General features: G+C 74.4%; 20 protein-coding genes. 7 read left to right on the top strand and 13 right to left on the bottom strand.

Annotated elements, in window-relative coordinates; translation table 11 throughout:
* Positions 1–482: 482 nt before the first annotated feature.
* Both AB0F04_RS22150 and AB0F04_RS22145 read right to left on the bottom strand, forming a co-directional pair.
* The gene (locus AB0F04_RS22150; protein WP_362043734.1) at positions 483–1,034 is read right to left on the bottom strand and encodes a TerB family tellurite resistance protein; all 552 of its coding nucleotides are present in this window, start codon (positions 1,032–1,034) and stop codon (positions 483–485) included.
* 156 nt (positions 1,035–1,190) lie between these two features.
* Positions 1,191–1,733, bottom strand: a complete 543-nt coding sequence (locus tag AB0F04_RS22145; RefSeq protein ID WP_362043732.1) for a hypothetical protein — start codon at positions 1,731–1,733, stop codon at positions 1,191–1,193.
* Between the two features lie 204 nt (positions 1,734–1,937).
* On the opposite strand from AB0F04_RS22145, the gene AB0F04_RS22140 reads away from it, so the two are divergent.
* Complete coding sequence (locus AB0F04_RS22140) at positions 1,938–2,300, top strand: DUF1304 domain-containing protein (RefSeq protein WP_053670333.1); 363 nt, start codon at positions 1,938–1,940, stop codon at positions 2,298–2,300.
* A 16-nt stretch (positions 2,301–2,316) separates the two neighbouring features.
* Here the strand turns inward: AB0F04_RS22140 and AB0F04_RS22135 are convergent, their stop codons facing one another.
* A complete protein-coding gene (locus AB0F04_RS22135; protein WP_362043730.1) occupies positions 2,317–2,733 on the bottom strand; it encodes a DUF5994 family protein in 417 nt (138 codons plus the stop codon).
* A 187-nt stretch (positions 2,734–2,920) separates the two neighbouring features.
* Between AB0F04_RS22135 and AB0F04_RS22130 the strand changes: the two genes are divergently transcribed.
* Both AB0F04_RS22130 and AB0F04_RS22125 read left to right on the top strand, forming a co-directional pair.
* Positions 2,921–3,295 (top strand): DUF6479 family protein, encoded by a 375-nt coding sequence (locus AB0F04_RS22130; RefSeq protein WP_362043728.1) that lies wholly within the window; start codon positions 2,921–2,923, stop codon positions 3,293–3,295.
* Positions 3,292–3,846: a hypothetical protein gene (locus tag AB0F04_RS22125; RefSeq protein ID WP_362043726.1), complete on the top strand. Its 555-nt coding sequence runs from the start codon at positions 3,292–3,294 to the stop codon at positions 3,844–3,846. Before AB0F04_RS22130 ends, AB0F04_RS22125 begins: the two co-directional genes overlap by 4 nt.
* 672 nt (positions 3,847–4,518) lie before the next feature.
* On the opposite strand, the gene AB0F04_RS22120 is transcribed toward AB0F04_RS22125, so the two are convergent.
* On the bottom strand, positions 4,519–6,201 hold the full coding sequence (locus AB0F04_RS22120; protein ID WP_362043725.1) for a glycoside hydrolase family 13 protein: 1,683 nt from the start codon (positions 6,199–6,201) through the stop codon (positions 4,519–4,521).
* Positions 6,202–6,487: 286 nt separating this feature from the next.
* Here AB0F04_RS22120 and AB0F04_RS22115 point away from each other — a divergent pair, with 286 nt between their 5' ends.
* Positions 6,488–7,426 (top strand): LAETG motif-containing sortase-dependent surface protein, encoded by a 939-nt coding sequence (locus AB0F04_RS22115; RefSeq protein WP_362043723.1) that lies wholly within the window; start codon positions 6,488–6,490, stop codon positions 7,424–7,426.
* An 80-nt stretch (positions 7,427–7,506) separates the two neighbouring features.
* Here AB0F04_RS22115 and AB0F04_RS22110 read toward each other — a convergent pair whose 3' ends face one another.
* Positions 7,507–8,481, bottom strand: coding sequence for a nucleoside hydrolase (locus AB0F04_RS22110; protein ID WP_362043721.1), 975 nt, complete (start codon positions 8,479–8,481; stop codon positions 7,507–7,509).
* 437 nt (positions 8,482–8,918) lie between these two features.
* On the opposite strand from AB0F04_RS22110, the gene AB0F04_RS22105 reads away from it, so the two are divergent.
* On the top strand, positions 8,919–9,464 hold the full coding sequence (locus tag AB0F04_RS22105; RefSeq protein WP_362043719.1) for a pyridoxamine 5'-phosphate oxidase family protein: 546 nt from the start codon (positions 8,919–8,921) through the stop codon (positions 9,462–9,464).
* Between the two features lie 7 nt (positions 9,465–9,471).
* Here AB0F04_RS22105 and thrS read toward each other — a convergent pair whose 3' ends face one another.
* Positions 9,472–10,692 carry a threonine--tRNA ligase gene (gene thrS, locus AB0F04_RS22100; protein ID WP_362043717.1) on the bottom strand — a complete coding sequence of 407 codons (1,221 nt, stop codon included), beginning with the start codon at positions 10,690–10,692 and terminating at the stop codon, positions 9,472–9,474.
* A gap of 348 nt (positions 10,693–11,040) precedes the next feature.
* Between thrS and AB0F04_RS22095 the strand changes: the two genes are divergently transcribed.
* A complete protein-coding gene (locus tag AB0F04_RS22095; protein WP_362043715.1) occupies positions 11,041–11,826 on the top strand; it encodes a hypothetical protein in 786 nt (261 codons plus the stop codon).
* A gap of 18 nt (positions 11,827–11,844) precedes the next feature.
* On the opposite strand, the gene AB0F04_RS22090 is transcribed toward AB0F04_RS22095, so the two are convergent.
* From AB0F04_RS22090 to AB0F04_RS22075, 4 genes are all read right to left on the bottom strand, one after another.
* On the bottom strand, positions 11,845–12,636 hold the full coding sequence (locus AB0F04_RS22090) for a GAF and ANTAR domain-containing protein (protein ID WP_362043713.1): 792 nt from the start codon (positions 12,634–12,636) through the stop codon (positions 11,845–11,847).
* Positions 12,637–12,849: 213 nt separating this feature from the next.
* The gene (locus AB0F04_RS22085) at positions 12,850–13,581 is read right to left on the bottom strand and encodes a TIGR03943 family protein (protein ID WP_362044269.1); all 732 of its coding nucleotides are present in this window, start codon (positions 13,579–13,581) and stop codon (positions 12,850–12,852) included.
* Entirely contained in the window at positions 13,578–14,567 is a 990-nt protein-coding gene (locus AB0F04_RS22080) for a permease (RefSeq protein ID WP_362043711.1), read from the bottom strand. Before AB0F04_RS22080 ends, AB0F04_RS22085 begins: the two co-directional genes overlap by 4 nt.
* 90 nt (positions 14,568–14,657) lie before the next feature.
* Complete coding sequence (locus AB0F04_RS22075; protein WP_362043709.1) at positions 14,658–16,001, bottom strand: tetratricopeptide repeat protein; 1,344 nt, start codon at positions 15,999–16,001, stop codon at positions 14,658–14,660.
* A 128-nt stretch (positions 16,002–16,129) separates the two neighbouring features.
* Here AB0F04_RS22075 and AB0F04_RS22070 point away from each other — a divergent pair, with 128 nt between their 5' ends.
* Positions 16,130–16,282 carry a hypothetical protein gene (locus tag AB0F04_RS22070; RefSeq protein WP_362043707.1) on the top strand — a complete coding sequence of 51 codons (153 nt, stop codon included), beginning with the start codon at positions 16,130–16,132 and terminating at the stop codon, positions 16,280–16,282.
* Between the two features lie 158 nt (positions 16,283–16,440).
* Here AB0F04_RS22070 and AB0F04_RS22065 read toward each other — a convergent pair whose 3' ends face one another.
* The 3 genes from AB0F04_RS22065 to AB0F04_RS22055 are packed head-to-tail and all read right to left on the bottom strand — an operon-like array spanning position 16,441 to position 20,739.
* Positions 16,441–17,862, bottom strand: coding sequence for an extracellular solute-binding protein (locus AB0F04_RS22065; protein WP_362043706.1), 1,422 nt, complete (start codon positions 17,860–17,862; stop codon positions 16,441–16,443).
* The gene (locus AB0F04_RS22060) at positions 17,862–20,399 is read right to left on the bottom strand and encodes a substrate-binding domain-containing protein (protein WP_362043704.1); all 2,538 of its coding nucleotides are present in this window, start codon (positions 20,397–20,399) and stop codon (positions 17,862–17,864) included. Before AB0F04_RS22060 ends, AB0F04_RS22065 begins: the two co-directional genes overlap by 1 nt.
* A gap of 4 nt (positions 20,400–20,403) precedes the next feature.
* On the bottom strand, positions 20,404–20,739 hold the full coding sequence (locus AB0F04_RS22055) for a hypothetical protein (protein WP_362043702.1): 336 nt from the start codon (positions 20,737–20,739) through the stop codon (positions 20,404–20,406).
* Positions 20,740–20,751: the final 12 nt, after the last annotated feature.

Genomic DNA, 20,751 nt, shown 5'->3' with positions numbered 1-20,751 from the left:
CCACCACGGCGGGAGGCGGCGTACTCCCACCACGGCGGCAGGCGGGGGCGGGCTCCTGCCACGGCAGCAGGCCGCGACGCGCTCACGTCACCGCGGGCAGGCGGGGCGGCATCCCGTCACGGCGGCAGGCGGGCTGGCTCCTGTCGCAGCGGCGGGCGGGTGGCGCTCCCACCACGGCGGGAGGCGGCGTACTCCCACCACGGCGGCAGGCGGGGGCGGGCTCCTGCCACGGCAGCAGGCCGCGACGCGCTCACGTCACCGCGGCAGGCGGGGCGCACTCCCACAGCAGGCTTCGGCACGCCCCGCCTCGGCGGCAGGCGGCAGGCGGCGCCATGCCCCGCCCGGCGGCAGGCGGGGGGTGCTCCCGTCACCGCGGAAGGCAGGGCGCACTCCGCCACAGCGGAAGCCGACGACGCGCCCCCACCCCAGCGGCAGGCGGCGGCGCGCTCCCGTCACCGCGGAGTCACGCCCCCGCTCGCCGGTCAGAGCTGGAACTCGGCCGGGGACACCCCCAGGGTCGCGCAGGCCTCGCGCAGGACCATCTGCTCGGCCTGGGAGAAGTCGCCGTCGGAACCGGCGATGACGATGCCCGTCTGGATCACGGCCCGGGCCTCGGTGGGCTTCTTGGCGGCCTTCGCGATCTCCTGCATCGCCTCCGACTTCCCGAGCTGGAAGTTGGCCGTCAGCTGGTCCACGTGCTTGCCGAACCGCTGCCGGAGCTGCTCCGGCGGGAAGTTCTGCAGGACGTCGTTGCTGAGGATCATCGACTCGACCTGCTGGCGCTCGGCCGGGTCCACATGTCCGTCGGCCGCCGCGACCAGGGCGCACATCGCCATGCTCGCGTCCCGGTACGCGCCGCTCTTCAGCTCGTTCTTCAGCGAACCGAGCTGCGTCTTCAGCAGGCCGACCAGCTGGGCCTTGCCGCCACCGCCGGACCTCGTCCCGCCGCCGTGCCCACCGGTCGTCGCGCCCCGCGCCCCCTGACCCTGCTGGAAAGCCTTGGCCTGGTCCTTGAGCCGGTCCCACACTGCCATTGACGTCACCTCGGTACTAGTCGGCATCACCCGGCGCACCTGCTCACGCGCGCACACCCCTCCAACGCCCGGCCCACGGGCAAAGGTTCCGCAAAACGAAAGGCGACGGCCCGCCCCCGGTGGCCGGGCGCGGGCCGTCACCGCGATGACGTGATGTCAGGCGCCGTCGCGGGAGCCCGGCTTCAGGCGCGCGAGGCGGAGGGCCGCGAAGCCCACCGCGGCCAGGGCCGCTGCCACCGCGAGGAGGAGACCCGTGCCGCCGGCGCCGGTGGACGCGAGGCTGCCGCCGTCGAGGGCGGTGGACGTGCCGCCGCCCGTGGCCGGGGTGCCGTCACCGCCGGTCGTGCCGGAGGTCGCGGTGCTGCTCGACGGGCTCGGCTCGGCGGAGGGGCTCGGATCGCTCGTGGGGCTCGCGGACGGGGAGCCGGACGCGTCGCCGGGGCCGGGCTCCGGTGCGCCGTCATCCTCGACGACCTCGACCGCGAACTGGGTCATGGCGTCACCCACCGACGCGGCCACGGTGTACGTGCCCATGCCCTCACCGGCGGTCAGGACCGGGGCGGTGGCCCTGCCCGACGCGTCGGTCTCGGCGCGGACGACCCGCTTGCCGTCCGCGAAGCGGGGAGCGTCCTCGCTGTCGTCCTCGACCCGGAACTCGACCTCCGTGCCGGCCGGCGCCGACCGGCCCGACCTGACCACCTCGGCGAGCAGCGCGTCGGCGAAGTCTGGCGGTGCGGGGCGTTGCGCGCCTGGGGAGAAGGCCGGGTCCGGCTCCCGAGCGGCACACGCGGGGACGCGACGGCCGGACCCGGCCTCTGGCCGCAATCTGCCACCCCCGGCCCCGCGCCGCCTCCCGGGAGGGCCCGAAGGATGACGGCCGGGCGGACCTGTGATGATGAGCGCATGTCGACCGTCGCCACGCTCGCGGTGCTGGCCCTTGCCGCGCTCCACGCCTACATCCTGGTGCTGGAAATGTTCCTGTGGACCACGCCGAGGGCCCGGGCGGCCTTCGGCACCAGCGCCGAGTTCGCCGAGGGGACGAAGGCCCTGGCGGCCAACCAGGGCCTCTACAACGGCTTCCTCGCCGCCGGTCTGGTGTGGGGCGCGGTGGCGTCCGACCCGGTGGGCTTCCAGGTCTCGGTGTTCTTCCTGGTGTGCGTGGCGGTCGCCGGGGTCTACGGCGCCGCGACCTCGAGCAGGAAGATCCTCTTCGTGCAGACCGTCCCGGCGCTGGCCGCCCTGGCCCTGGTGCTGCTGGCGCACTGAGCGGCCGGGCCGGGTGTCACCCGTCCTGGGCGACGGCCCGCTCCATGAGCCGGCCGGCCTCCGCCGCCGCCGTCGAAGGCGGCACCACCAGCAGGTCGTAGCGTCCCCGGCCGGGCGCGAGCAGGCAGACGGTGTGCGGCGCGGAGGGCGAGTCGTTGTGACCGACGTGCACCGCCTGCCCGGCGACGACCAACTGCGCCGGGCAGTCCGGCCAGGTCTCCCCGTGGACCAGGACGCTGCTGATGCGCCCCCAGTCGCGTGGGAGCACGCCCAGCAGCCCGGTCAGCTCCTCGGCCAGGTCGTCCGACCGGGGCCACCACGCGCCGTCGATACGCCGTGCCGTGCGGCCGTGCGGGGTCGGCCCGGCGAGCCGTAGCCGGACTTCTCGCGGCGCGGGGAGCGGTGCCGGTGATGAGGAGGAGGCGGAGGTCATCGGGGGGCTCCTGCTGCGGACCGGGGGCGGCCGGAAGACCACCCGGGGGCGGCCGTGAAGCCACCCGAGGGCGGCCGGAGGCCGGTGCGGCCCGTGGTTGCGGCTCACCCTCCGCCCTCCACCGTACTCCGCGGGGTAGCAGGACATTCCGGGCGCTTCATCTCATTCCGTCGGTGATACTTGGGGCATGAATACGGCTACGTATGCAGAACTGGCGGCGTCGTCAGATCACGCGGTCGCCGTGACCATCGCCTTCGTCGGCGGGCTGATCGTGGCCTGCGCGCTGATCTGGGCCGTGCGGGTCGGGATGCGGGTCATGGACAAGGACACCCACCACCCCGCTCCCGAGGAACAGCCGCACCTCCCGGAGGGCGGGCCGGTCCGCGAGACCAGGGAGATGCGGGAGCCCGACGACGTACCGGTCGTGGCACGCGACGGCCAACGGCTCATGCCCCATGAGCTCCACCGAGCCAGCACCAGGACCGGCAAGGACCAGAAACCGCGCCGCTGGTCGCCCGGATCCAGCGGATCGTTCGGCGGCGGCGGGCTCGGACGCACATGACGCCGCGAGGCCCGGGAGGCCCGGGAGGAGCCTGGAGGCCCCGGGGAGGCGGCACGTCCGCCCGCCACCGCAGGCGCTGGGCGACGGCCGGGGCGGCCCTGGCACTGGGCCTGTCCGCCGTCCTCGCGGGCTGCAGCGGCGACGACACCCCCGCGGACACCGCGAGCAAGGCGCAGTCCGCCGTGGGGTCGATCGCCTCGGAGGCGTCCGAGGCGGTGGAGGCGGTGGAGTCCGCCACGGCCGAGGCCCAGCGGCGGCTCGACGACATCCAGGACGGCATCGACGTCAAGGACGACGTGAAGGCCGGCCCGCCCGTCACCGGGTCCGACGGCCGGGTCCGCACGGAGGTCACCGCCCGCAACACGGACGACTCGACCCGGTCCTTCGCCGTCCAGGTCGACTTCCGCGACAGCCAGGGGCAGCTGGCCGACACGGTCATCGTCACGGTGGACCACGTCCAGGCCGGCCACTCCGCCACGGCCACCGCCCGCAGCACCCACGACCTGTCCGGTGAGGTCCGTACCGAGGTCGCCCGGGCGGTCCGCTACTGACCCGCGCCGGCCGGGAAGGCCGAACCCGGGGTGCACGCCCAGGTGCCGTCGGAGGCCGGCGTCGTCGTGCAGGCCTCCCGTTCGTCCCGGTCACGGACGGTGACCTGGGAGCCCGGGTGAGCGGTGCAGGAGACCTCCGGCCGGGGGACAGCGGTACGCCGGACAGCGGGCGGGTCAGGGCCGGCCCGGCCAGGCCCACGGTCACGGGAACACCGCCCGACGGCCGGCGGCACGCCCCGCACGTCGGTGAATTTCAGGGAGCAGTCCGGCAGCCGGAGGCCCGGAACGGCATCCGCCGACACGGCCGGCACGAACGGGAAGACCCGGTTCCGTCCGGCCGCGGTGTACCGGTCACTCGCGTCCCCCGGGGCGCGGTCAGTGTCAGCACGGCCCCCTCGAAGACCTCCCCGACGCCCCCGACCCCGACGATGCCCTCCCGCCCGGGCGCGATGGTCGCGGCACCCCACAGCCCGCCCTCCCGGGCCGCCGCGGGCGGGCCTCCCCGTCCGTACACGGCCGGTGGCACGATCCTCCCCGGCACCCCGCACACGGCTCGCCCCACTGGGCCACGTGAGCGGGGCCCGCGCCCCGGAGGGGCGCGGGGAACCGCGCGACCAGCCCCCACGACGCCGCAGACGGACGACGGCCCGAAACGGCGCTACGACGGAGCACTCACCGCCCGAGCCACACCGTCGTGTCCGGCCCGAGCCGGCCGTCCTCCAGAGGCACACTGCTCAGCAGCACCTCACCCGCCGGCAGTTCGACCGCCGTGCCGGAGAGGTTCGTGACGCAGCGCCACCCCTCGCTGCGGTCGAACCGGAGGACGCCCGGCGGGGTGTCGTCCGCCCAGGTCAGCTCCTCACCGTCGAGAAGCTTCCGGCGCAGCCTGAGGGCCGTGCGGTACAGCTCCAGGGTGGAGCCCTCGACCCCGTCCTGGGCCTCGACGGCGTAGGCGGCGAAGCCGGGCGGCTGCGGCAGCCAGGCACCGCCCGGCCCGAAGCCGTACGACGGTCCGGTCGTCGTCCACGGCAGCGGCACCCGGCAACCGTCACGGCCCTTGCGGACGTGGCCCGTCTGCTCCCAGATGGGGTCCTGGAGCACCTCGGTGGGCAGGTCGGCCACCTCGGGCAGACCCACTTCCTCACCCTGGTAGACGTAGGCCGAGCCGGGCAGCGCCAGCATCAGCAGCGTGGCCGCCCGGGCCCGGCGCAGCCCCGCCGCCTCGTCGACGGCCGGGGCGTGACCGCCGGCCAGGAGCCAGGCGTTGAGGTCGGTGCCGGGCGGCAGCGTCAGCCGGGAGGCGTGCCGGATGACGTCGTGGTTGGACAGCACCCAGGTGGCCGAGGCGCCCGCCGCCCGGGCGGTGGCGAGCGAGTCGGTGATGACCTGCCTCAGCTCCTGCGCGTCCCATCCGGCCTGGAGGTACTCGAAGTTGAAGGCCTGGCCCAGCTCGTCCGGGCGGGCGTACAGCGCACGCCGGGCGCCGGGCACCCACGCCTCGGCGACGGCCATGCGGGGCGGACGGTAGGCGTCGAGGATCTTGCGCCAGTCGCGGTAGATCTCGTGCACGTCGTCGCGGTCGTAGAAGGGGTGCGTGCCGGGCGGCATCGCGGTGAGGCCCTCCTCGCGGCTCAGCTCGGGCCGCCCGAGGTCGCGCAGCGGTTCGCTCAGGTCCTTGACGAGGGCGTGGGCGACGTCGACGCGGAATCCGTCGACCCCGCGGTCCGACCAGAAGCGCAGGGTGGTGCGGTGGTCGGCGCGGACCTCCTGGTTCTCCCAGTTGAGGTCGGGCTGCTCGGGGGCGAACAGGTGCAGGTACCACTGCCCGTCGGGCACCCGCTTCCACGCGCTGCCGCCGAAGACGGACTGCCAGTCGGTGGGCGGGAGTTCGCCGTGCTCGCCGCGGCCGTCCCGGAAGACGTAGCGGTCGCGGGCGGCCGATCCGGGCCCCGCGTCCAGGGCCTCCTGGAACCACGCGTGCCGGTGCGAGGTGTGGTTGGGGACGATGTCGACGATGACCTTCAGGCCGAGGCGGTGGGCCTCGGCGACCAGGGCGTCGAAGTCGTCGAGGGTGCCCAGGCGCGGGTCGACGCCCCGGGGGTCGGCGACGTCGTAGCCGCCGTCGGCGAGCTCGGACGGGTAGAAGGGGCTCATCCACAGGGCGTCCACACCCAGGGCGGCGAGGTGGCCGAGGCGGCGGGTGATGCCGCGCAGATCACCGAGTCCGTCGCCGTCGGCGTCGGCGAAGCTGCGGGGATAGATCTGGTAGACGACGGCCTGGCGCCACCAGTCGGGGTCCCGGGACGACAGGTCGAGGGTCGAGCGATCGGTCACGCGGTCTCCTTCGCAGGGCATACGGGCGACTGCATTGAATCTGTCCAGAATGCCGGAAAAAGGAACCATCGCGCTGATCGGAGCGATCCATTCCTGCTGTGACGAAAGTGTGATGGCGGCGCAACTTCCTTTGCATCACCGCAGGTTGACAGTGTGCTGCGGCGCCGCCACCATGGGGCCACTGAGGCACATGTGACCAATGAGCCCAGTGCTTCTCAGACCACTCACTTCCCGGTGCGGCCCGGCAGCCACGCGCTGCCCGCATGCCGCCACCCGGGTTCGGCACACGCCAAGAAATGGGATACGCATGTCCATAGCGAGACGTGTCACCGCGCGACGCCTGCTGGGGACCAGCGCCGCGGCCCTCGCCCTCTGCGCCGCCACCGCCACGACCGCGTTCGCGCACGGCGCGCCCGGCGGAGACGGCTGGTCGTCCGGCGGCGGCTACAAGCCCGGGACGGGCGCGGGCACGGAGACCGGGACCGATCGCTGCCAGTTCTCGCTCGACGGCACGAACTTCTACGACTCGGTCAAGGTCGACGACCAGAACCTGAAGCCGACCGAGGACGGCAAGGTCCACATCAAGGTCCGCGCCGCCGGTGACGCGGCCACCTGCACGGCCTCCCTCGCCTCCTACCTCGCCCACGGCGCGACGTTCGCGACCTCCGGCGAGCAGGTGTTCGTCGACTTCGACTCCGTGACGGTCAAGCAGGGCGGCACCGACGCGCTCGACATCGCCATCCCGGACAAGGGCTGCTTCGGGCAGATCGACCTCTACCGGGGCGCCGTGAAGTTCGACGGCAAGCTCGACGCGAAGGACGGCTTCGAGCACGGTGAGCTGCCCAAGGGCCCGGACCGCCCGGTCATCAAGGACAAGCTGATCGCGGCCTGGAACGGCGGCACGAAGGACTGCACCACCACCCCGCCGCCGGCGGAGACCGAGCCGCCCGCCTCGACGCCGCCGGCGAGCCCGTCCGAGCCGGCCGAGGAGACCACGCCTCCGGCGTCCCCGTCCGAGCCGGCCGAGCCCTCGACGCCGCCGTCCTCCGACACGGACACGCCCACCCCGAGCGCCTCCGAGTCGACGCCCGTCGCGCCCAAGCCGAACGGCGGTGGCGGCGACCTCGCCGAGACCGGCGCCGACAGCAGCACCGGCCCGATCGCCCTCGGTGCCGCGGCCCTGCTGGCGGGCGGCGCGGCCCTCGTCGTCGTGACCCGCCGCCGCGCGGCCAAGCGCGGCGCGTAGCACGCGAGACCCCGCAGACGCCCGAGGTGCCGTCGTCCGGCGGCGACGGCACCTCGGGCGTTCTCATGCCCCGGGCGTTCTCACGCCTCGACGGTCGCCAGGTACAGCTTCACGTAGCGCTCCACGTCCACGTCCAGCCCCACGTCGACCAGCGGCTGTTCGCGCGTGCCCTCGTGAAGCTCCGACTCGCCGGGCCGGGGGCGGCGGTCCACGATCGTCATACCGCGCGTCGGTCCGGGCGCGAGGGACACCTCGACCGGCAGGCGGTGGGTCGTCAGGCCCTCGGGGTCGGCGACCGCGCACACCGCTCCCGCGTCACCGAGGCCGCCGGACGTCTCGGCCGGGTCGTCGGGGCGGCTGTCCGGATGGGCCGGGCGGTACGAGAGCAGTTCCCCGGCCAGCCGTGTCCCGGGTTCCCCGCTGGTGCGCAGCCTCCGCACGTCCGCCGCGGGGACCACGACCCGGTTGAACACGTCCAGCCCGTACATCGTGATCGGCACCCCGGCGGTGAGCAGGATCGCGGCCGCCTCCGGGTCGTGCCAGACGTTGAACTCCGCGACGGGCGTGGCGTTGCCGACGGCCGCCGCGCCGCCCATGAAGACGATCCGCTCGATGCCCCGGACCACCTCCGGATGCGTGCGCAGGAGCAGCGCGATGTTGGTGAGGGGCGCCGTCGGGATGAGGGTGACCGGGCGGGGTGAGGCGAGGATCTCGCGCCGCAGCAGCGTCACCGCGTCGACGTCGGCGGGCCTGCGGGAGGGCTCGGGCAGCCGCAGGTCCCCCATGCCGTCGCGCCCGTGCACGTGCTGCGCCGAGCGGGGGGCCTCGATCAGCGGCCGCTCGGCGCCCCGGGCGACGGGGATGGGGGGAGCGCCCGCCTGTTCCAGCACCTTCAGGGTGTTGCGCACGACGCCGTCGACGTCCGTGTTCCCCGCCACGCAGGTGATCGCCCGCACGTCGAGCGCCGGGTGCCGTACGGCGAACAGCAGGGCGAGGGCGTCGTCGACACCGGTGTCGCAGTCGATGATCACCGGGATGGGCCGGCCGTCCGTCACGGGGGGACTCCTTCCAGTGGCTCCGCGGGAATGCTCCGCAGCAGCGACCCTACGGCCCGGACGACGACCCGCTCCCGGTCCGGGCCGGGTCAGGACTGTCAGGACCGGCGCAGCGCCGGGACCACGACCGCTGACGGCCGCACTGCACCCGGTCCGCGGCGCCGGGCCGGTGCCCGCTTCTTCGCCGAACGTGCGCGGAGTGGGCGGTCAGCGGCCACCCCGCCTGGTGGCGCGCAAGGACGGCGTCACCGTGTCGGTGCCGGCGTTCGACACCGCGGACGACCGGATCCAGCACGTCCGGGCCGTGCTCGACCCGGACAAGCTCCGGCCCCGTACGGCCCGCCGACCGGGCCGTACGGCGACACGAACGGACGCGGCGATGATTCCGGCCCCGCCGGACGGTCGTTACGGGCAGGAGACGACGAAGGAGTCACACCATGCCCGCACAGCGACCGACGACCGAACTCGACGCCCGCTACAGCTCCGCCCTCAATCCACGCCCGGGTGCCTCGGAGGTCACCGCCACCCCGTGGGACGAGGCACAGGGGCGGTTGGCGGCCGCCGAGATCTTCTGGGTGTCCACCGTGCGGCCCGACGGCCGGCTGCACGTCACGCCCTGCATCGCCGCCTGGCACGAGGGGGTGCTGTACTTCTCCACCGGCCGCACGGAGCAGAAGGCGAAGAACCTCGCACACGACGCGCACTGCGCGCTGACCACCGGGGCCAACTCCCTCACCGACGGGCTCGACCTCGTCGTCGAGGGCACGGCCGAGCCGGTCGCCGACCGTGCGCTGCTGGAGGAGGTGATCACGGCGTTCGAGACGAAGTACGGGCCGCACATCACCTCCCCCGAGGGCACCTTCCACGGCATGGGGGACGAGTTCCGCGGCGGCGACGCGGTGGTGTTCGCGCTGGCCCCGGACACGGCGTACGGCTTCGGCCGGGACCACGGCGTCTACAGCCACACGCGGTGGACGTTCTGAACCCGTCCTACGGCTGATCCCACAGCTCGGTGCCGCGGGTCGCGACCCGCTCACCGATCCGCCGCAGCAACGCGGCGGAGGGGAGCGCGTCGAGCCGGCGGCCGTCGCGCAGCCGGGCCGCCACCAGGCCGGCGGCGGCCTCCCGCCCGCCGATCACCGCCTGGTACGGCACCAGCCGGGCCGCTCGGATCCGGGCGGCCAGGGTGCCCTGCCCTGGGCCGGCGACCTCGGCGCGCAGACCGAGCTCCCGGGCGCGTGCGACCAGGGCGTCCGCGGCCCCGGACTGCTCCTCCCCGACCGGCAGGACGGCCAGCTGCACCGGCGCGAGCCACGGCGGGAAGGCCCCGCCGTGCTCCTCGACGAGGTGGGCGACCGCGCGCTCCACGCTGCCGATGACGCTGCGGTGCACCATGACCGGGCGGTGCTTGGCCCCGTCGGGGCCGATGTAGTGCAGGTCGAAGCGTTCGGGCTGGTGGAAGTCGATCTGCACGGTGGACAGGGTGGACTCCCGGCCGGCCGGGTCGGTGATCTGCACGTCGATCTTGGGGCCGTAGAAGGCCGCCTCGCCCTCGGCCGCCTCGTACGGGATGCCGGAGCCGTCCAGGACCTCCCTCAGCAGGGCGGTGGCACGCCGCCACAGCTCCGGGTCGGCCACGTACTTGCCGCCCTCCCCGGGCAGGGACAGCCGGTAGCGGTGTGCGCGGATGCCCAGGTCGGCGTAGGCGCGGCCGATCAGCTCCAGCGCGCCCCGGGCCTCCTGGACGGCCTGCTCCAGGGTGCAGAAGATGTGCGCGTCGTTGAGGGTGATGCCCCGCACCCGGGTCAGACCGCCGAGGACACCGGACAGCTCCGAGCGGTACATGCCGCCCAACTCGGCCATGCGCAAGGGGAGTTCCCGATAGCTGTGGGAGCGGGAGCGGTAGATCAGGGCGTGGTGGGGGCAGAGGCTGGGGCGCAGCAGGACCTGCTCGGCGCCGAGGTCCATCGGCGGGAACATGTCGTCGCCGTAGTGGTCCCAGTGCCCGGAGATCTCGTACAGCTCGCGTTTGCCGAGGACGGGCGAGTACACGTGCCGGTAGCCGGCCCGGCGTTCCGCGTCGCGGACGTACTCCTCCAGGGTGTGCCGCACGAGCGCGCCGTCGGGCAGCCAGTACGGCAGCCCCGCGCCCATCAGCGGGTCGGTGTCGAACAGGTCCAGTTCACGGCCGAGCCGGCGGTGGTCGTGCATGGTGTGACTCCTCACGGCGGGGAGGCGAGCACCACACGGCGAAGCCCCGGGGCACTCGCCCCGGGGCTTCGGACATCTGGGTCAGCTGTCAGCGCGCCGGGACACTCTCCGGCGTCGTCGTGGCGGACGGGTACGACTGGGCGCGCTGCATGGGCGTGACAGTAACAAGCAGGCCGAGAGCGGGGCGAGGGGTTTTCGGGCGGCGGGCCCGGGGCCCGGTCCGCTCACCCGGACGGCCCGTATCGCTGGTGGCCGGACGGTTGCGGTGGTGCCGTAGGAGCACGCACCCGATCTTGGAGAGCGGCCCCGCCCCGAGGCGCCTCCGCGAGCCCCCGCAGGAGGCACCCGATGACCCACCCCTCGGCCGCCCGTGCCCTCCTGGCCGCCGCACTGTCCGTGACCGCTCTGCCGGCCATGGCCGGCTGCACGGTCGGCGACGAGCCGCGACCCCGGTGGTTCTCCGCCTCCCCGTCCGCCTCCGGCGCGTCCCCCGCCGTCGAGCGGCCGTCCGGTTCCCGAGCCGCCCTGACCGAGGCACAGGCCCGGGCGGCGCTGGTCACCGAGGCCGATCTGGGGGAGCCGTGGGCACCGTCCGGGGGTGCGCGGACCTGGCGTGACGGACTGCTCAAGGCGACCACGGAGGACCCCGAGTGCCAGCGGCTGCTGGACGTCCTCTACACGGAGGAGCCCTTCGGCACCCCGAAGGGCCCGCAGGCGACGTCCGCGCTCGACGACGGCGACACCGATGCCCAGTTGCGCTACCGGGTCGCCGCCCATCCTCCGGCGGAGGTGGACCGCACGCTGGACTGGATGAAGTCGCTGCCCGGCAGGTGCGGCGAGTTCACGGCCACGACCACCCGCGGCGGTGTCCAGGGCGTGGAGGTCCGTGACCTGCCGCTGCCGCCGGTGGGGGACGCCCGGCAGGCCCTGCGGGTCATGCTGGCCGGCGAGACGGAGGAGGGGGAGCTGACGTACCTCACCATGGACCTCGCCGCCGTACGCGTCGGCGAGGAGGCGATCACGCTCACCAACGCCGGCCTGGACGAGGTGTACGCGGAGGTCACCCGGCAGACCGCGGAGCTCGGGACGCAGCGCCTGACCGAGATCAGGAAGCAGGGCAGGGCACAGATCTGAGGCCGCGCTCCCCGGCGTTCAGTAGCGGTCGAACCGCGTGCGGTGGGCGAGCACGTCCCGCGCCACGTCCAGGGCCGTACGCCCGTGCGCGAAGGCGTCCGCCCGCAGCCGCGCGAGCGCGTCGTCCGCGCCCACGCCGAGCTGCGCCATGATCATGCCGACGGCCTGGTAGACCTCGTCGTGGTCGGTGGCCAGTCCGCTCAGCCAGTCGTCCCCGTCGGGCGTCCCGGGCTCGTCGCCGTGCGGCAGCGCCATCAGGGCCACGGTCATGACACCGGCCACGACCCGGGCCGTGTGCAACTCGCGGTCGGTGAGCCCGCCAGGGCGGTCGCGGTACAGGTCGAGCGTGCCCACGCACACCGCGCCGCTGCCCAGCGGCACCGCGTACACCGCCCGCACCCCGGCCTCCGTGGCCTGCTGGGCGAAGACCGGCCAGCGTCCGGCGTCCCGGCCGGTGGTCAGATCGCAGGCGAGGACGGGCGCGCCGTCCTCCAGCGCGCTCTGGCAGGGGCCGTCGCCCAGCGTGGCCTGGATCTGCGCCAGGTGCGCGGCCTGCTCGCTGCTGGCGCTCAGCTGGACGGGCATGCCCTCGCTGCGCAGGGACACGCTCGCGCCGATCACCGGCAGCAGTTCCACCGCCACTTCGCACAGCCGCCCCGGCACCTCTCCGGGCTCGGCACCCCGCACGCCCCTGGCGATCGCGTCGGCGGCCCGGGCTCCGTCCGGGTCCGGGCCGCCACCCCTGGCGCGGCCGGGGCCCGGGTCGCCGTCGGGAGCGTCTCGGGGATCGTCCCTGGGCCGCACGACCACCGCCTCCTTCGCTCACCGCGGCTTGCACCGTCGACGGTTTCCGGGGGCGGGGCCACGGCAGGAGCGGGCCGCCCACGACCGCCCCGCCGTGCGACCGGCGGACGCCTGTGCCCGGCGCCCGCCGCGCACCGGGCCCGGCCCTCTCGGAACCGTGCCCCGACTACCCGTGGGGGGTGGGGCAAAACACCTGCACCGGGGCCCGGGCGCGGGGTCTCAGCGCTTCTCGTACACGTCGTCCGGCTGCGGCACCCGCCGTACGGAGGCGGCGTCGACGACCGGTGGCCAGGCGGCGGCCGACCCGGGCTCGCCCTCGGGGTGCCACCTGCCGGTGACCGTCACCCAGGTGTCGACCGGCGGGGCCGGCGCGCCGCGCACCTCGGCCTCGACGGCGGTGGCGTCGGCGGCGCAGCAGGAGACGAGGAGGCGGGTGACGTACCAGGTGCCGTCGTCGTCGCGGGTGACGAAGCCGGTGAGCCGGACCGTACGGCCCTGAAGGGAGCGGCCGCTGTCGTAGACCGCGCGGGAGCCGAACTCTCCGAGGGAGAGGTCGACCGGGTTCCCGGACGGCAGGGCCGGGAAGGTCCCGACGCCCTGGGCGGCACGCCGGCCGGCGTCGCGCTCGGCGCTGTAGGAGCCGAGCGCGGGCGGCGGGAAGAGCAGCAGGGCGAGCGCGGGGAGCGTGAGGAACCAGGCGACACGGGGCCCGGCGGGGCCGTGATCGTGCCCGGTGCGATCGCCGTCGCCCTCGTGTCCGTGCGCGTCCTCGACCCGGGTCGTCAGCACCGCCGACGCCACCCCCAGCAGCAGCAGGGCCACCCCGGACACCACCAGGTACGGCCGCAGCCCCGACCGGACGTACCGCAGATACAGCTCACCGAAGAGCGACACGCGCAGGATCGCCGCGCCCATCAGGACCAGCAGCACGGCAGGGCCGTAGCGCCTCACAGCAGCCACCACCCCACGAGGACGCTGCTCACCACGGCGACCACCCAGGTCGCCGCCGAGAACCGCACCGCGAAGGTTCGGCCGAACGTGCCCGTCTGAAGCGCGATCAGCTTCAGGTCCACCATCGGCCCGACCACCATGAACGCCAGCCGCGCGGTCGGTGGGAAGCCGCTCAGCGAAGCCGCCACGAACGCGTCGGCCTCACTGCACACGCACAGCACGACCGCCAGCAGGGCGAGCAGCAGCACCGACAGCCAGGCCGATCCGGTGAACACCTCCAGCAGCGACCGCGGCACGACGACGGCGAACGTCGCCGCGGCCGCCGCCCCGACGACGAGGAACCCGCCCGCGTGCAGGAAGTCGTGCTGGAGCCCCGCGGCGAAGGCGCGCGGGCCCCCACCCGGCTGCTGCCCACGGCTGCGCTTCGGCAGCCGCAGCCACTCCTCGCGCCCGAACCTCGCCCACAGCCAGCCCATCACCACGGCCGTGCCGAGCGAGGCGAGCAGCCGGCCGAGGACCATCTCCGGCTGCCCCGGGAAGGCGATCGAGGTCGCCACGAGCACGACGGGATTGATGGCGGGCGCCGACAGCAGGAAGGCGAGCGCGGCCGCCGGCGCGACACCCCGCCGCATCAGGCTCCCCGCCACCGGCACGGACGCGCATTCGCAGCCGGGCAGCACGACTCCCGCCGCCCCGGCGACCGGCACGGCGAGCACCGTACGGCGGGGCAGCAGCCGCCGGAACACCCGCTCGGGCACGAACGCGCCGATCGCCGCCGACACGACGGTGCCCAGCAGCAGGAACGGCACGCCCTGGATGGTGAGGGCGGTGAACACGGTCCACCAGGCCGCGACCGGCGGGGTGTAGAGGTCGAGCGCCAGCAGGGGCCCGAGCACCGAGACCACCGTCACGACGGTGAGCAGCGCGGCCCCTGAGAGGACGGCGTACACCAGGGCCCGCAGGCCCAGCCGTATGCCGTCGGCCATCGTCCGTCGGTTGTCCACGCGCGCCCGCCCCGGTCGTTCACTTACCCGGGAGGAGGCTAACCCGCACGGCTGTGCGAGGACACGGTTTCGTCAGAGGGGAGGCTGGGCGGGCGCGGGTCCGAGGGTGGTGGTGCCGGGGGCGGTGCGGTGGCCGAGGCCCGTCCGGTAGGCGTCCAGGGCGGCCTCCACCCGTCCGGTCCTGCGCAGCAGGTCGCCCAGCAGCCGGCACAGGTCGGCCAGGTCACCGGCCGCGCCGGCCCGCTCCAGCAGGCTCAGGGCGCGGACGTAGTGCTCCTCGGCGTCCTCGGTGCGGCGGGCGTCCTCGGCGATGATGCCGAGCAGCCGGTGCGCGGCGGCGGAGTGGACGGCGCCGCGCTCGGGGGACAGGTGCCCGAGGACGTCGTGGAGCAGAGCCGCCGCCTCGTCGGAGCGGCCGCGCCGGTGGAGCACGTCGGCCAGTTCGACGGTGACCTGGCTGCTGTAGAGGGCGGCGCGCCGGGCCGACAGCATGCCGAGGGCCTGCCGCAGCTCCTCCTCGGCGCGTTCCAGGCGTCCGTCCTGGGCGTAGACGTAGCCGCGCATCCAGTGGCAGTTGGCGAGTTCGGTGCGGATCTGCAGGCTCCGGTACAGCTCGGCGGCCTTGGCCAGGGAGGCGTCGGCCTCGGCGAGACGGCCCTCGGCGACCAGGGTGCGGGCGACGGAGCGGTGCATGCGGGCGACCAGGGCGGGGTCGCCGGACTGCGGGGCCAGGGCCAGGGCGAGCTCGGCGGCCTGGGCGGCGCGGGCGTGCGCGCCCATGTCCATGTAAGGGCCGATGGCGCTGGCGTAGAGCAGCAGCAGGGCGTCCGGGTCGTGCAGGCCGCCGCGGTTGAGGTCGTCGAGGGTGGTCTCCAGCAGGTGGACGGCGTACCGGAGTTCACCGGCGAGGTAGTGCGCGACGGCCCGGCCGCGCAGGGCCGGGACCCGGGCGGGCAGGGGGGCGCCGGCCAGGCACTCCTCGGCCCGCTCGAAGTACTGCCGGCCGGCGACGAGTTCACCGGTCTCCAGGGCGCACTCGCCGAGCCCGAGCAGGGCGGCGGACCGCTCGGCCGTCAGACCGTGCGTCCCGGCCTCGGCGAGCAGCTCGGCGTACTGCCCGGCCGCCGCCTCGGCCTCGCCGTCGGCCAGAGTGCGCTGGGCTTCGGTGAGGCGCAGCCGGAGCCCCGTGACGAGCCGGGCCGAGCGTCCGCCGGCGAGCTCGTCGAAGGCGACGCCGAGCCGCTCCGCGAGATGCCGCAGCGCGTCGTCGGAGGGCCGCACCCGGCCCGACTCGAGGGTGGAGATGTAGGCCGGTGTGTACACGGGTTCCGCCAACTGCCGTTGCGTCAGTCCGCGTTCCGCACGCAACCGCTGCACCCGGCGTCCGATGGTCCCCGGATCGTCACGTTCCCCCACGCCAACTCCCCCTGAAACTCTTGCCGTTCGACCGGAACTGCCCCTAGGTTAAACGGAGCGTTAAGCGGGATTGTCGAACCTGCTTAATACGTTGCCGTCCTAGCCGCCGCCCCTGTTGCGAGGTCGCCGTGCTCGAACGCACACGCACCGCCGAGCGGTACGCCCGAGGCTTCACCGCCGCCCTCGTCGCGGTGGCGACCCTCCTGCTCGCGGCGAACGCGGGACCGGCCCGGGCGGAGGCACCCCGACCGGAACCCCGGGCCGTGGCGACCTCCCGCTGAGGCGCGACCGGACATCCCGGAGCAGTCCCGACCTGGTGACGGCGCGACGTCCGGTGCGGCACGCCACACATCGGCGAGCTCCGAGAGGTGGACCAGTCCCTCGATCCCGTCGGCGACCCGGACGAAGACGCCGAACGGAAGCAGCTCGGTGACCTGCCTCAACCGGGCAGAACCTTCCTCAGCGCCTCGTCGAGGCTTTGCGCGATCTCCGCGTCGCCCGGCCGGCCCCCGCTCGGGCTCGGGCCGTACAGGGCGTCCAGTTCGGTGATGAGGGTGTGCGTCACCGCGCCGTAGAGCGGAGTGCGTGGGCGGTGCACGCCCTCGCGCAGGGACGGGAGCAGGACGTCCTGGGAGAAGCCGACCCCGTCGGCGATCCGGTCGGGGGGCAGAGGGACGGTGCCCTCGCCGGTGGGCGGCGCCGAGGGGGTCTCGGCGTACGCCGGGGCGTGCCGGCACGGGGGAGCGGTGCCTGACTCCTGGTAGGCGGAGACGCGGGTCGCGGCGAACCCGGCGCGCAGCAGGCAGCGTTCGCTGTCCGGGTCGGTCAGGAACGCGATCAGTTCCGCCGCCTTCGCGGCCCGCTGCTCGGTCGTGGAGGAGGTGACGGCCAGGTTCTGCCCGCCGAGGACCGTCTTGCCGGGCAGCCGGGTCACCCCCAGGTCCTTCCCGTAGGTCTCGTACAGGGCGGGGTAGGCGTACGGCCAGTGCCGCAGGAAGGTGGTGCGGCCCTCCGCGAAGGCACTGAGCGACTCGGCCTCGCGGGACTCGGAGGCCTCGTCGAGGGTGTACGGCGGGGACGTGCGGGCCCGCAGTTCGGCCACGCCCGACGTGAGCTGCTCCACGGTCGCCGCGTACTCACCGTCGCCGTCGGTCAGCCGGAGTCCGGGCACGGCCGAGGAGAACGCCTCGATCGCGTTGACCGTACGGCCCTCGTACGGGGCGAGCTGGGTGGCCCAGCCCTCGTGGCCCTGGGAGCCGAAGTGCTTCTTCACGGCGTCGATCTGGTCCCGCAGTTCGTCCCAGGTGACCCCGTCGCTGAGGTCGGTCCGGGAGACACCGGCCTTCCGCAGATGGTCCTTGCGGTAGTACAGCAGCCCGGCGTCGCTGTTGAACGGGACCGCGTACCGCTCGCCCTTCCAGTACGACGTCCTGTCCACGGACGGAATGATGTCGTCCGGGGACCTGACCGCCGCGTCGGTCAGCGGGCGGATCAGGTCCGCGGCGGAGAACTCCGGAACCCAGGTCACGTCGAGGTTCACCACGTCGTACTCGGCGCTGCCGGACTGCAGGGCGCCGAGCAGCTGGCTGCGCTGCTGGTCGGCGGAACCGGGCAGTTCCACCAGCCGGGCCTGGAAACCCCGCGGGCCCTCCTCGGCGTTCCAGACGTCGATGAGCTGCTGGCGGATGCCGTTCTTGCCGGTCACGTCCTGTCCGCTGGCCACCACGATCCGGCGGCGGTTGTCGGCGTCCGGCGGCTCTTCGCGCACGTCACCGCCGGTGCAGGCGGCGAGGAACAGCAGGGTCAGCACGGTCAGCAGGGACGGCGACACGAGTACGGCGGCCGGTGGTCGTCGGGCCATCATTCCTCCCCGGTTCCGATGCGGGCGACCTCGTCGCGCAGCGCGGGCACGAGGTCGTCCCCCGCGTCCAGGCAGCGTCCCTGGGCGGCCTCCGCGACGCGTGTGCCGGGGCGGCCCCGGTCGCAGCCCCCGGACTTCAGCGTCACCATGGCCACGGGCACGCCCGCCTCGCGTGCCCGGTCCTCCACCTCGCGGAGGCGGTCGCCGGCCAGGCGGTCGTCGTCCTCGCCGTCGGTGAGGTACACGATCAGCTGCGGTCGCTCGTCGCCGGCGCCGCGCTCCCGCATGAACGCCAGGGCGTCCAGCAGGGCGGCGCGCGGATCGGCTTCCGCGTCCCGCACCCGGGCCCCTGTCTCGCCGGTCCTGAGGGCCTTTTCCGCCTCCGCGCGGGAGTGCCTGCCGAAGTCCAGCAGTCCGGTGTGGGTGGGTCCCCCGACCCCGTGCACCGCCCACACCCCGTACTCGTCCCCCCTGCCGAGCCCCGTCAGGGTCTGCTTGAGGATGCCGGGGCCGCCGCTGGGGCCGTCCCACAGGCCGGCCATCGAGCCGGAGCTGTCGAGGAGGAACAGGACGCGGCCCGGTCCGTGCGCGTTGCCGTACCGCTCCAGTGTCCTGTCCAGCCGTGCCGCGTCGGCGGGGTGCGCCGGCGGAACGGCACCGGTCAGCCCGTGGTCGGCCGCCTTCCCGGCGAGCAGCCCCCGTTCGCCCGTCGCGGACCTGAATCCCTGCCGGCCGAGCACCTCCCGGCCGCCCTCCCCCGTCAGCCAGTCGCGGAACCGGTCCACCCTGTCGTCCCGCGCCTGGACGTCCCGGTCGCCGCCCTCCCAGCGCACCCGCACGAACGTCGGTTCCAGACCGGGCACGTCGTCGGGGTAGACGGCGGTGCGCTCGGCGCGCGTGACCGAGTGGCAGCCGACACCACTCCTGAGCAGGAACTCCGGCACCAGGACCGCGCTGCGGTCGTCCGCGGCGTCGTCCGCGGGCAGCGTGCACAGCAGCCTGACGGCGGAGGGCTCGGGCCGTCCCGCCCGGCTGATCAGCTCCTCGGCGCCGCGCACATCGGCCCCGTCGCCGTACAGCCCCACCGTCGCCAGCAGCGCCGCGTCGCTGAACTCGGGGTCGGGCCTGCGCACTTGTGCCCTGCCGTCCGCGTCCTTCAGGTCCTCGACCAGCTCCGGCAGCGACTGCCCGGTGGGCGGGAGACCGGCGTCGAGACCCTCCGGGACGGCCAGCACGACCGGTGAGTACGCGAACGGCCCGCGGTCCGGCTCCAGCCGGGCGAAGACGCGTTCCACCTGCGCGTCGCCGGCCCGGTCGACGTCCGCTCGGGTCGCGGGGATCCACACGTCCGGCTGCGGGCCGATGTCCCGCTGCGGGTTGACGTCCTCCCTCGGCTGCTGCCAGGGGTCGGAGTGCTCGCCCAGCGCGGTCACCACATGAGCGGCACCGGCGCTGTAGACGGTGATGCCGCTGCGCGGGCAGCCGTCCTCCGTGGTGTTGGCGTCCGAGGCGAGGTAGGCGTCCTTGGCCGCCCGCATCGCCGGCTCCAGATCGGGGTCGGTGAGGACCCGCAGCTCCAGGGGCGGTTCGCAGGGGCCGGACCCCCCGGTCAGGGTCAGGACTCCGTAACCGGCGGCACCGATCCCGACGAACGCCAGCACCAGCGCCACGACGGTGCGGCCGAACAGGCCGATCGACTCCCGGACGCGGGCGAGCGGGCGCCGGAGCCAGGAGAAGCGGCCGGGGGGTTCCTCGGTGTCGCCGCCGTGCGGGTCCACCGGTCCTGCCGCCAGCAGCACGTCCGCTTCCGGGTCCCACGGGGGAGCCAGTGCCTGCGGCCGCTGCGGATCGTCGTCCTCCGCCTTGTACTTCGCCGCGGCCATCCGGTCCTTCACGGCGGCGTACAGCCCGGAGAGCCACACCTCGCCGCCCTCGTCGAGGACGCGGGCGAGTTCGCGGGTGAACGGGGTCGCCGCGTCCGCGTCCCCGCCCAGGATGCAGCGGTTGGGCTGCACGCTCATCAGCAGCAGGATCTTGTGCTTCTTGCGCCTGGGATCGTCGAAGCGGTGCCAGATCCCCGCGGCGTTGCCCGCGTAACAGCAGTCGAGGATCACCACCACCTGCTCGGCACGGCTCTCGACGAGCTCGCCGAGCACCTCGCTGAAACTCACCGAGCCGGGCAGCCCGTCGCCCGTGAGGACGCGGGCGGTACGCATCTGCAGGTGCAGCTCGCTGCCGGAGGTGGAGGTGACGGCGTGCCCGGCGAAGTAGAGCAGCAGCAGCCCCTCGGCTTCACGGCAGGCGCGGCGCAGCTCCACCGTGAAGTCGTCCGGGGCCGGCGAGGCCAGGGTCCGCACCTCGCCCGCGCCGAACACCCCGCCCCGGCGCAGCGCGTCCTCCAGTGCCCTGCGGTTGTGCCGCACGGCCGGGAGCTGGCCGTTCACCCCCTGGGCGTCGTCGGGGGCGGTGTGGTCGTACTCCGACACACCGGCCAGCAGCGCCCGGTTCACCTTGCGGCGCGGGTCGAAGCGGCTCACCGCCCTACTCCCCGTCGGGGTCCAGCGGGCGGATCTGCGGCTCGGGATCGCCGCCCTGCAGCCTGCGGCGGTTGTTGGTCCAGGTCTTGACCGCGCGGGTGGTGTACTCGGTGAGCGCCACGATCGTGACGATGTCACCGAGGAGTTTCAGCACGAGTTCGAGGTCGGGCCCGAGCCGCCCCGGGGTGCCGTCCGTGGCGGGCTGCGCCTCGATGCGCAGGTGCCGCCCGGAGACCAGTTTCTCCAGTGGTTCGTCGCGCTCCAGCCAGGTCTTCAGAGCTCTGACATCATCCACGGTCGCGCCGGCGCCCAGCCGTACGCGCACGCCTAAGACAGCCACTTCGTCCCCCTC

The sequence above is a fragment of the Streptomyces sp. NPDC029041 genome (assembly GCF_040637515.1).
Lineage (GTDB): Bacteria > Actinomycetota > Actinomycetes > Streptomycetales > Streptomycetaceae > Streptomyces.
This window is presented reverse-complemented; position numbering and strand designations above follow the sequence as displayed.